The sequence below is a fragment of the Paracoccus sp. PAMC 22219 genome, assembly GCF_000787695.1.
GTDB lineage: Bacteria > Pseudomonadota > Alphaproteobacteria > Rhodobacterales > Rhodobacteraceae > Paracoccus.
This window is the reverse complement of sequence record NZ_BBPH01000167.1, coordinates 1-11,410: the sequence shown is the minus strand read 5'-3', so window position 1 is coordinate 11,410 and position 11,410 is coordinate 1. Positions and strand designations below refer to the sequence as shown.

Genomic DNA, 11,410 nt, shown 5'->3' with positions numbered 1-11,410 from the left:
CGCGCGGCGGTTGATCTCGTCGCTGATGCGGGGGGCGGTGCGGGCCAGGACCGCGATCTGGGCGTGGACGCCGTGCCGGGTCAGCAGCTGCGTCAGCGCGCCGCCCGGATCGGAGCGTTCCGGCCCGCTGCTGCGCGGGTCGATGCAGGTCACCTCGACCATCTGGGCGGCCCGCAGCAGGGGCAGGGCGCGGCGGATCGCGGCCAGCGCTTCGGCCGACTGGTTCCAGGCGATCAGGATGCGGCGCGGCGCCGCCACCGGTTCGCAGCCCTGCGGCAGGACCAGCACGGGGCAGCATCCCTCGAACAGGGCGGCCTCGGTGACCAGTTCGGCGTCGCCGGGCTGGCCCTTGCCATAGGGGCTGGCCAGAATCGCCAGGTCCGCGAACCGCGCCCGCAGGCCGACCACCGACGCAATGCCCAGGGATTGGGTCACCGCGGCCTCGCAGGACCATCGCAGGTCGTGGGAGGCGGCCATGCGGTCGCGCACCTGCCGGTCCAGCGTGTTCGCGTCGGTCAGCGCGCTGTCGATCGCCTCTTGCCAGCCATAGGACGTGCCGCCGGGGAAAAAGTATCCGGCCTGGCTGTGGTCGATGCCCAGGCAGAGGATGTCCAGATGCGCATCATGCGCCGCCGCCAGCGACGCGGCATCGTCCAGTTGCGCCATCTGCGAAGGGTGGCTGAGTACTGTCAGGATCGTCTTGTAGGCCATGATCGCCTCCTGTTGCGGATAGGGCAATGTACCTGCGCGGGTCGGTCGGCGCCTTGATCCCGATCAACCTGCGCGTCTGATGCGGATCCGTTCGTTGGAACGCCGGGATGACGCGCCGGGGTCCAATTCCCCCGGACTGCTGTCACCTCCGGCGCGGTGACCAACCGGGCGGAGGCGGCTGCACGATGACGGGAGCACTTCATAGGGGGACCATGTCCCGCACGAAGCGGCGCACAATGCTGGATCGTCGGCAGACGTCCACAACCGGACACGCCCAAAGCAGCGTTTGCGGAGGTAGCAGCCTCAAGCCGCGCTTGGGACGACACGCGGTTCGTGCAGGGATCAAGGTGGGCTTGCTGGGGAAGTGATGGCTAAGGTTGGCGAACCGCGGCGGGTGGGCCAGACCGCCGATGCAGGGGCCAAGATCGTCCCATCGGGTTTTGCGCCAATGCGGGCGAAGCAGATGCACCAGTCCGCGGCGGGATAAGCGGTCCAGCCGCGGACGCCGTTCCTATTCGATCAGTTCGCCGTGCAGCGAGTTGCGCTGGCTGCCGATGATGCGCACGGGGCGCAGGTCGCCGACCTGGGCGCGGTCGGTATCGACGAAGACGGAATGCAGATAGTCGGACTTGCCGATCATCTGCCCGGCCTCGCGCCCCGCCTTTTCGAACAGCACGGTGACGGTGCGGCCGATCATGCCCTCCTGGACGGCGTGCTGCTGACGGGTCAGCAGGGCCTGCAATTCCTGAAGGCGTGCGTCGGCCACGGCGGCGTCGACCTCGGGGCGGTCGAAGGCTGGGGTGCCGGGACGCGGCGAATACTTGAAGCTGTAGGCCATGCCGTATCCCACCCGCTCGATCAGGCGCAGGGTGTCGGCGTGGTCCTGATCCGTCTCTCCGGGGAAACCGACAATGAAATCGCTGGTCAGCAGGATGTCGGGACGTGCCGCGCGGATGCGGTCGATCAGGCGCAGGTACTGGTCCGCGGTGTGCTTGCGGTTCATCGCCTTGAGGATGCGGTCGCTGCCCGACTGCACCGGGAGGTGCAGATAGGGCATCAACTGCGGCACGTCGCGATGTGCCTCGATCAGATCGTCGGCCATGTCATTGGGATGGCTGGTCGTGTAGCGGATGCGCTGCAGCCCTTCGATGTCGCCCAGGGCGCGGATCAGGGCGCCAAAGCCGCCCGGCCCCCCGTGCCAGCCGTTGACGTTCTGGCCCAGCAGGGTGATCTCGCGCACGCCGCGTTCGACCAGATCGCGGGCCTCGGCCAGGATGCGTTCCGCGGGGCGACTGACCTCGGCCCCGCGGGTATAGGGCACCACGCAAAAGGCGCAGAACTTGTCGCAACCCTCCTGCACGGTCAGAAAGGCCGCGGGCGCGCGCCGGGTGGCGCGGGGGGCGGGCAGGTGGTCGAACTTGTCTTCCTCGGGGAAGTCGGTGTCGATGGCGGGCGCCTCGCCGCGCACCATGGCGGGCAGGCGGTGATAGGTCTGCGGCCCCACGACCAGATCGACCAGCGGCATCCGGCGGATGATCTCGGCCCCCTCGGCCTGGGCCACGCAGCCCGCGACGCCGATCTTGAGATCAGGGCGCGCCGCCTTCAGCGGCTTCAGGCGGCCCAGGTCGCTGTACAGCTTTTCGGCCGCCTTCTCGCGGATGTGGCAGGTGTTCAGCAGGACCATGTCGGCATCCGCCTGATCTTCGGTCAGGACATAGCCTTCGGCGCCCATGGCCTCGGCCATGCGCTGGCTGTCATAGACGTTCATCTGGCAACCATAGGTCTTGATGAACAGTTTCTTCGCGGCCGGGATGTGGGCGGTCATGTCATGCTTGTTCCTGAAGGTCGCGCAGCGATACAGGAAACGCAGGCTTTTGGAAAGGCACGGGATGGAGAGCGACCTGACCGACATTCGCAACATCGGCCCCGCCACTGCGCGGTCGCTGATCGCGGCGGGCATCGCGGACGCGGCGGCGCTGCGGGAGATGGGGGCGGATGCGGCCTATCGCGCGCTGATGGATGCCGGGGAGCGGCCGCATTTCATCGGCTATTACGTGCTGCACATGGCGCTGCAGGGGCGGCCCTGGAACGACTGCAAGGGGGCAGAGAAAACCGCGCTGCGGGCGCGGTTCGACGCGCTGGTGGGCGACCGCCGCCCCCTGTCGGCATTGGAGGCGGCGCTGGACCAGATCGGTCTGCGCCGCCCGTGACCTGTCGGCCCGTGACCTATTGGCCCGCGGGCTTCGTCTCGAACATCAGGCCCTTGGCGCTGCGGTCGGGAAAGCCCGCCCAATAGCTGTGGGCATCGTCGGGTGTGCCCGCGTCATCGACCGACCAGACGCCGTCCGCCGAATCCGGAACCAGGTCCAGGAACGCGGCGCGGTCCTCTGCCTTCAGGTGCTGGTCCAGGAAGGCGGTCGTGAAATGCTGCAGGATGTTGTTCATCCGGACGCTGTCCCAGACCGCATCGGCATAGTGGTCGAAGGGCGCGCGGCCCAGGCTTTCCGACATGGCCCAGGCCTCGGCCGGGGCGGGGATGGGGGCGGCGGCATTGTGGTTGGCATGCTCGAAGGTCAGCAGGTGCCGGGACGTGCCCGTCGTCTGGTCATAGATCTGGCGAATCGCGTCATAGATCGACACGTCGTCGTCGCTGCCAGACACCAGCAGCAGCGGCTTGGTGATGCCGGCTAGCCCTTCGGCGTCCCAGAAATCGTGCTGGCGGCCCCAGGGGGCGATGGCCACCACCGCCTTGACGCGCGGATCGACCAGGCTCGCATGATCGTCGCTGCCGGCGGCAAGGCGGTCCAGCAGGCCCGCGGGCGGGACCATGCGTTCGGGTTCGGTGCGCGCCACCGCATCGGGCGACAGCCCCGCGCCGCCAAAGATCAGCGCGCCATAACCGCCCATGGAATAGCCAACGATGGCTGCGTTGTCGGCATCGGTAATCGCGCCGACCTCGTCCTCCAGCCCGGCCATGCTGTCCAGCAGGAAGCGCTGGTCGACCGCCCGGTTCACCAGCGTCGAGGCGAACGCGCCCTGATCGTCATAGGTGCTGTCGGGATGGTCGGCGGCGACCACGACATAGCCCTTGGAGGCGAGGTTCTCGGCCAGGTGGCTCATCAGATAGCGGTTGCCGGGATAGCCGTGCGACAGGATCACCAGCGGGAATGTCCCGTCCGCAGGGGCCGCGTCGCGGGCCGCGCTGCCGGTCAGTGTGGTGGGCGTGGCCCCGTCGCGCAGGATCGTGTCATAGGTCGTGCCGGGTTCGGTGGCGTCCGCCGCGGGGTACCAGATCTCTGTCTGCAGGGTGCGGTCAGCGGTGGGGGTGCCGCCCTGTTCGGTCGCCGCGATCACGTCGATGCGGTCGGGATCGGTGAAGCTGGCGGCGCGCACGCCGACCGGGTGGGTCCCGCGCGCGGCCAGTTCCGGCGCGTCGGGGCGGATCAGGTCGATGCGGTTTTCGGACAGGGCGGGGGCGGCGCAGGCCAGGGTGGCGGCAGCGGCCAGCATCAGGTGTCTCATGGGGGCTCCTCCGGCGGTTCGGGCGAACTGTGCCCCGGTTGCATGATCTGCACAAGCGTCCCCCATTGAACGCCGCCCGGTGCCCGGCTAGCCTGCCCCCAAGATCCGGCAAGGAGACCGACCATGACCACCCCGCAAAGCTGGGAAGCACGCGCCGACGAATATTCGCTGTACGGATTCACCGACCTGCCAAGCGTGCACAAGCGCGGCGCGGTCGTCCTGACCCATGGCGAGGGCCCCTATGTCGTCGACGTGAACGGCAATCGCTATCTGGACGCCAATTCGGGCCTGTGGAACATGGTCGCGGGGTTCGACCACAAGGGCCTGGCCCAGGCCGCCAAGGACCAGTACGACCGCTTTCCGGGCTATCACGCGTTCTTCGGGCGGATGTCCGACCAGACGGTGATGCTGTCCGAAAAGCTGATCGAGGTGTCGCCGTTTTCGCGCGGCAAGGTGTTCTATACGAACTCGGGGTCCGAGGCGAACGACACCATGGTCAAGATGCTGTGGTTCATGCATGCATCCGAAGGAAACCCGCAGAAGCGCAAGATCCTGACGCGCTGGAACGCCTATCACGGTGTGACGGTGGTGTCGGCCAGCATGACCGGCAAGCCCTATAACGAGGTCTTCGGCCTGCCGCTGCCGGGCTTCATCCACCTGACCTGCCCGCATTACTGGCGGTTCGGAGAGGCCGGAGAGACCGAGGCGGAGTTCACCCAACGCCTGGCGCGCGAGTTGGACGAGACGATCCAGCGCGAGGGGGCCGACACCATCGCAGGGTTCTTTGCAGAACCGGTGCAGGGCGCGGGCGGGGTCATTCCGCCCTCCGAGGGGTATTTCCAGGCGATCCTGCCGGTTCTGAAAAAGCACGGCATCCCGATGATCGCGGATGAGGTCATCACCGGGTTCGGACGCACGGGGAACACCTGGGGTTCGATCACCTATGATTTCGTGCCGGATGCGATCATCAGCTCCAAGAACCTGACGGCGGGGCTGTTCCCGATGGGCGCGGTGATCCTGGGGCCCGAACTGACCAACCGCCTTCAGGCCGCCATCGACAAGATCGAGGAGTTCCCGCACGGCTTCACCGCATCCGGGCACCCGGTCGGCTGCGCGATCGCGCTGAAGGCCATCGACGTGGTGATGAACGAGGGGCTGGCGCAGAACGTCATCGACCTGGCCCCGCGCTTCGAGGACGGGCTGCGGCAATTGGCGAAGAACCCCAATATCGGCGAATATCGCGGCGTGGGCTTCATGTGGGCGCTGGAGGCGGTGCGCGACAAGGCGACCAAGACGCCCTTCGAGGGGCATCTGTCGGTCAGCGAGCGGATCGCGAACACCTGCACCGACATGGGTCTGATCTGTCGCCCCCTGGGGCAGTCGATCGTGCTGTGCCCGCCCTTCATCATGACACCCGCCCAGATGGACGAGATGTTCGAGAAGCTGGACAAGGCGCTTGGCAAGGTCTTTGCCGAGCTGGCCTGAGCGATCCCCGGCGTGATGCCGGGGACGCGTTCCGAAAAGGATGCCCGATGATTCCCGCGCGCTATGCCCCGATCCTGTTCGGGTTCTTCCTGTCGGGGCTGATGTCCTCGCTGGTGTCGGGGATCGCCACGTTCCGCGCGGTCGGCATGACCGAAGGGGTGGGGGGATTGTGGCTGGGGAACTGGCTGTCCAGTTGGGCGGTGGCCTTTCCGGCGGTGCTGGTCGTGGCGCCGCTGGCCCGGCGTCTGGTGGGGCGGCTGACGCGGGGGTGACGACGACCCTGTCAGAGGTTCCGCGCCGCGTCGGGGTGGCCTGCGGGTCGTAAGAACCTGTCCGAAGTATCGCGCGCCGCGATCACGGCCGCGGTCATGGGGCTATGCTATCGCGACAGTCGCATCGGTTGGCCTTGGGTGACCTGCGGTCCGTCCGCGGTCATGCGGATGGCGACCGCGCCGCTGCGGCGCAGGCGTTTCGGGTCCAGGAGCAGGCAGGGTGGGGTGCCGTCGATGGTGACGGGTTCGGACGCGACCACGATCCGGTCGGGGCGGCAGGCGGCGGCGGCGCGGTCGCCCGAACCCTTGCCGGTCAGGTGCCAGACCTGCCAGCCGCCGGGCAGGTCTGCCTGCCGGTCGCGGCGGTCGCCGGACCATGCTGGGCGGGCGGCGGCGTCTTCCTGTAAGGCCATGTCGCCATCCTCCTGCAGCCAAGTGGAGACGACGAACGCCCCGCCCGAGGGCTTCGAGATGGCGCGGCCCTGCGGGGTCATCAGGCCCACGGCCTCGCCCTCTGGCGCCACCAGCAGCAGCGGGCGGCGGGCGGTCAGCCACAGCGCGGCGGCGGCCACCAGCAGCGCCATCGCGACGGCGAACCCTGCTTGCGTCAGTGCGCCGCGCCGACCCGCGGGGCGCCAGCACAGGATGCCCAGCACCGCGCCGAACCCCATCAGCGGCACGACGGCTGCGGGCGGCTTGGCCACCCCGGTCACCGCGCCGCCAAGGTCGGCCACGAACCGCGCGACCCACAGCATCCATTCGGTGCCGATGCCCATGACCCACAGGGCAGGCGCCTCCAGCCCGACCAGGGCCAGGATGGCGCCGATCACGCCCGCGGGCATCACCAGCGTGCCCATGACCGGCACGGCCAGCAGGTTCGCCAGCAGCCCGTATTGCGCCATGCGGTTGAAATGCGCCGCGGCGATGGGCGATGTCGCCACGGCGGCGATCAGCGATGACACGATCAGCATCGCCAACGGGCGCAGCCACCAGGGCAGGCGCGGTGACACCCGCGCCCATGGGCCATAGACCAGGATCAGGGCGACGGTGGCGGCAAAGCTCATCTGGAAGCCGGCGCTGACGACGGCTTCGGGGGAGTAGATCAGCACGATGGTCGCGGCCAGGGCGACGGTGCGCAGCGAAATCGCGCGCCTGTCGGCGATGATCGCGCCCAGCATCACGGCGACCATGATGAACGACCGTTCCGTCGCGACGCCGCCGCCGGACAGCCACAGATAGGCCGCCGCCGCCGCCAGCGCGATGCCCGCCGCCCATTTGTGCATCGGCCGCGCCAGGCCGATCCCGGCGCCCTGCACGCCCACCAGGACCATGCGCACCGCGCCATAGACGAAGGCCGCCAGCATCCCCATGTGCAGCCCCGAGATCGAGATGATGTGGTAGAGGTTCGAGGCGCGCATCACCTCGTTCGTGTCCTCGGAGATGCCCGATCGGTCGCCGGTCATCAGGGCGGATGCCACGGCCCCGGCCTGTCCGCCGATGCGGTCCTGAATGGCGGCGCTGATCGCCATGCGCGCCCGGTGCGCCCACCAGACGCCCCCCTGCGGCGGGGCCACCGCCATGATCGGCGTGCGCGAATAGCCGACGGCGCCCAGGCTGTCGAACCACGCGAACATCCGGAAATCGAAGCTGCCCGGGGATGAGGGCGCGGGGGGCGGGCCCAGATGCCCGGTCAGCATCACCCGCTGGCCCAAGGGCGGCAGCGCGTCGTCGCCCATCAGCGACAGGCGCACCCTGGCGGGCGTGCGGTCGGGCGAGAGGTCGTGCAGCACGACCCCGTCCAGCGTCAGGCGCATCCGGTCGCGGCCCGAGCGGTCGATCTGGATCACCCGCCCCTCGACCGGGCCATAATAGCGCCATTCCAGCACCGGGGCCGCCACATGCGCGGCGCGGAACGCCACCAAGCCGGTGCCGATCGTCACGAAACACAGCGCCAGCGCGCCCAGATGGACGGCATCGGCCTGTGGGCAGGTGATCCGGCCGCGGTCGGCCCAGTGGGGCGCTACGCGCGCCACCGTCAGGGTCAGCGCCAGCAGGCAGACCAGCACCGTCCATTGCGCGGCGCTGAACAGCATCGGTCGCAGGAACCACAGCCCGATCCCCGCCGACAGGCAGACCGGCACCCAGGGAAACAGGCCCGCGCGCAGGGCCGCGGCGGGGCGCGGCGCGGCCACGGACCGGGCGGCGGCCTGGGGCAGGGGGGTCGCGACCGCACCCGATTGGGGCAACATCCTTGTCCTTTCGCGACCCGGTGACTATCACTTGGCCGCAAGATGGCACGGGGATGCTTACCAAAGCGTTAACGCCGGGCCGCGCCAAAACCTGCCGAAGGCCGTCATGACCCAGATCGTTACCCGTTTCGCCCCCTCTCCCACCGGATATCTGCATGTGGGCGGTGCCCGGACGGCGCTGTTCAACTGGCTGTTCGCGCGGGGCCGGGGCGGCAAGTTCCTGCTGCGGATCGAGGATACCGACCGCGCCCGGTCCACCCCCGAGGCGACCGAGGCGATCCTGAAAGGCCTGACCTGGCTGGGCCTGGACTGGGACGGCGAACCGGTCAGCCAGTTCGAGCGCAAGGACCGCCATGCCGAGGTTGCGCGCCAGATGTTGGACCAGGGTGCGGCCTACAAGTGCTTTTCCACCACGGACGAGATCGCGGCCTGGCGCGAGGAGAACCCGCGCCAGCCCTTCCTCAGCCCGTGGCGGGACGCGACCGACCTGCCCGACGCGCCCTATGCGATCCGCCTGAAGGCGCCACGCACGGGCGAGACGGTGATCGACGATCAGGTGCAGGGCGCGGTGCGCGTGGCCAACGACCAGCTGGACGACATGGTGCTGCTGCGCAGCGACGGGACGCCCACTTATATGCTGGCCGTGGTGGTGGACGATCACGACATGGGCGTGACCCATGTGATCCGCGGTGACGACCACCTGACCAACACCGCGCGCCAGATCCAGATCATCGACGCGATGGGCTGGCCGCGCCCGACCTATGCCCATATCCCGCTGATCCACGGAGAGGACGGCAAGAAGCTGTCCAAGCGTCATGGCGCGGTGGGCCTGCACGAATTCGCGGCGCTTGGCTATCCGCCGGCGGCGATGCGCAACTATCTGGCGCGGCTTGGTTGGAGCCATGGCGACGACGAGCTGTTCGACGACGCGCAGGCCCGCGACTGGTTCGGGCTGGAGGGGATCGGACGCGCGCCCGCGCGGCTGGATTTCAAGAAGCTGGAACATGTCAGCGGGCACCATATCGGTCAAATGCCTGACGATCAGGTGCTGGCCGCGCTGCAGGATTACCTGACGGAAACCGGCGCGCCGGTGCTGACCGACACGCAGCGCAGCCGCATCCTGGGGGCGATGGGCGCGTTGAAGGAAAAGGCGAAAACCCTGCCGGCGCTGCTGGATCAGGCGCGGTTCGCGATGATCGAACGCCCTGTTGCGGTTGAGGAAAAGGCCGCGCGCAACCTGGATACGGTATCCCGTGGTATGCTGAAATCATTGACTGCTGCGGTGCAGAATGCTAGCTGGACCCGAGACGATCTGGAGGAGGCGGCCCAACAGGTTGCCACGGAAAACGGTGTCGGACTGGGCAAGATCGCGGCACCGCTGCGCGCCGCCCTGGCCGGAACGAGCGCCACCCCCAGTGTGTTCGACATGATGACTGCGCTTGGCCGCGACGAAACGCTGGCCCGGCTGCAGGACCAGACCGATTTGGCAGGCTGAAGCCTGCCCTCACATGCCAGGGCTGTCTGACGGGTTTACGCGACGGACCGCCCGGCCTTAGCCGGAAGGACGCCTTCGCATGGCCGACAAGACCGCTAAACTGCACCTGAACGGACAGGACTACGACCTGCCCATCCTGTCGCCCACCAAGGGGCCGGACGTTCTGGACATCCGCAAGCTGTACGGACAGGCGGACGTGTTCACCTATGACCCCGGCTTCACCTCGACCGCCAGCTGCGATTCGACGATCACCTTCATTGATGGCGACAAGGGAGAGCTGTGGTATCGGGGCTATCCGATCGAGCAGCTGGCCGAGAAATCCTGCTATCTGGAGGTCTGCTATCTGCTGCTGTACGGCGAGCTGCCCTCGCCCACGCAGATGGAGGATTTCCGCGCCCGCGTCACGCGCCACACGATGGTGCACGAGCAGATGCACAACTTCTTCCGCGGCTTTCGCCGTGACGCGCATCCGATGGCGACGATGGTCGGCGTCGTGGGGGCCATGTCGGCCTTCTATCACGATTCGACCGACGTGAACGACGAATGGCAGCGCGAGGTCGCGGCCATCCGCCTGATCGCCAAGCTGCCGACGATCGCGGCGATGGCCTATAAATATTCGATCGGCCAGCCCTTCGTCTATCCGCAGAACGACCTGGATTACGCGTCGAACTTCCTGAACATGTGCTTCTCGGTCCCGGCCGAGAAATACGAGGTGAACCCGGCCTTGGCGCGCGCCATGGACCGTATCTTTACCCTGCATGCGGATCACGAACAGAACGCCTCGACCTCGACCGTGCGTCTGGCGGGATCGTCGGGTGCGAACCCCTTCGCCTGCATCGCAGCGGGCATCGCCTGCCTGTGGGGCCCCGCCCATGGCGGTGCGAACCAGGCCTGCCTGGAGATGCTGCGCGAGATCGGGACCGTGGACCGGATCCCGGAATACATCGCCAAGGCGAAGGACAAGTCCGACCCGTTCAAGCTGATGGGCTTTGGCCACCGGGTCTACAAGAACTTCGATCCGCGCGCGACGGTCATGAAGGAATCGGCCGACGAGGTCCTGGAGCTGCTGGGCATCGGCGACAACCCGGTCCTGCAGGTGGCCAAGGAGCTGGAGAAGATCGCGCTGGAGGACGAGTACTTCATCGAGAAGAAGCTGTATCCCAACGTCGATTTCTATTCGGGCATCATCCTGGAGGCGATGGGCTTCCCCACGTCGATGTTCACGCCGATCTTTGCGCTGTCGCGCACGGTGGGTTGGATCGCGCAGTGGAAAGAGATGATCGGCGATCCGCAGAACAAGATCGGCCGCCCGCGCCAGCTGTATGTCGGCAGTGACCGCCGCGATTACGTGGACCTCAAGGCGCGCTGAGCGTCCTGTCAGGTCAGGCATCGGGGTCCCTTCGGGGGCCCCTTTTTCGTGGTTGCGCGGGGGGACGCGCGGTGGCAAGGGATCGGGTATGAGCGAGATCGAACAGACAGGCGCGGCCCAGCTGGCGCTGGTGACGGGGGCCTCTCGGGGGCTTGGGGCGGCGCTGGCCGAAGGGCTGGCGGCGCAGGGGTATCACGTGCTGGCGGTCGCCCGCACCGTGGGCGCGCTGGAGGAGCTGGACGACCGCATCCGCGCGGCGGGCGTCCAGGCCGACGTTGGCGCCGATGGACGTGACCCGAGCCCGAGG

9 protein-coding genes and 1 pseudogene are annotated in these 11,410 nt (G+C 68.0%); 6 read left to right on the top strand and 4 right to left on the bottom strand.

What is annotated here, in order from left to right; genetic code table 11:
- Both TY51_RS16665 and miaB read right to left on the bottom strand, forming a co-directional pair.
- Positions 1 to 711: universal stress protein (locus TY51_RS16665; protein WP_042251586.1), on the bottom strand; the 711-nt coding region annotated here is incomplete at its 3' end.
- A gap of 511 nt (positions 712 to 1,222) precedes the next feature.
- Positions 1,223 to 2,524 carry a tRNA (N6-isopentenyl adenosine(37)-C2)-methylthiotransferase MiaB gene (gene miaB, locus TY51_RS16660; protein WP_156118089.1) on the bottom strand — a complete coding sequence of 434 codons (1,302 nt, stop codon included), beginning with the start codon at positions 2,522 to 2,524 and terminating at the stop codon, positions 1,223 to 1,225.
- Between the two features lie 76 nt (positions 2,525 to 2,600).
- On the opposite strand from miaB, the gene TY51_RS16655 reads away from it, so the two are divergent.
- Positions 2,601 to 2,921, top strand: coding sequence for a TfoX/Sxy family DNA transformation protein (locus TY51_RS16655; protein WP_042251577.1), 321 nt, complete (start codon positions 2,601 to 2,603; stop codon positions 2,919 to 2,921).
- 16 nt (positions 2,922 to 2,937) lie between these two features.
- Here the strand turns inward: TY51_RS16655 and TY51_RS16650 are convergent, their stop codons facing one another.
- On the bottom strand, positions 2,938 to 4,233 hold the full coding sequence (locus TY51_RS16650; protein ID WP_042251575.1) for an alpha/beta fold hydrolase: 1,296 nt from the start codon (positions 4,231 to 4,233) through the stop codon (positions 2,938 to 2,940).
- Between the two features lie 123 nt (positions 4,234 to 4,356).
- Here TY51_RS16650 and TY51_RS16645 point away from each other — a divergent pair, with 123 nt between their 5' ends.
- On the top strand, positions 4,357 to 5,718 hold the full coding sequence (locus TY51_RS16645; protein WP_042251571.1) for an aminotransferase: 1,362 nt from the start codon (positions 4,357 to 4,359) through the stop codon (positions 5,716 to 5,718).
- 47 nt (positions 5,719 to 5,765) lie between these two features.
- The gene (locus TY51_RS16640; RefSeq protein ID WP_042251570.1) at positions 5,766 to 5,990 is read left to right on the top strand and encodes a DUF2798 domain-containing protein; all 225 of its coding nucleotides are present in this window, start codon (positions 5,766 to 5,768) and stop codon (positions 5,988 to 5,990) included.
- Between the two features lie 107 nt (positions 5,991 to 6,097).
- On the opposite strand, the gene TY51_RS16635 is transcribed toward TY51_RS16640, so the two are convergent.
- Positions 6,098 to 8,239: a ComEC/Rec2 family competence protein gene (locus TY51_RS16635; protein ID WP_052650376.1), complete on the bottom strand. Its 2,142-nt coding sequence runs from the start codon at positions 8,237 to 8,239 to the stop codon at positions 6,098 to 6,100.
- 106 nt (positions 8,240 to 8,345) lie between these two features.
- On the opposite strand from TY51_RS16635, the gene gltX reads away from it, so the two are divergent.
- The 3 genes and pseudogenes from gltX to TY51_RS16620 all read left to right on the top strand — a co-directional run.
- On the top strand, positions 8,346 to 9,734 hold the full coding sequence (gene gltX, locus TY51_RS16630; RefSeq protein ID WP_042251567.1) for a glutamate--tRNA ligase: 1,389 nt from the start codon (positions 8,346 to 8,348) through the stop codon (positions 9,732 to 9,734).
- A 79-nt stretch (positions 9,735 to 9,813) separates the two neighbouring features.
- Entirely contained in the window at positions 9,814 to 11,103 is a 1,290-nt protein-coding gene (locus TY51_RS16625; RefSeq protein WP_042251564.1) for a citrate synthase, read from the top strand.
- 88 nt (positions 11,104 to 11,191) lie between these two features.
- A pseudogene (locus tag TY51_RS16620) lies at positions 11,192 to 11,410 on the top strand (SDR family NAD(P)-dependent oxidoreductase); the annotation flags it as partial.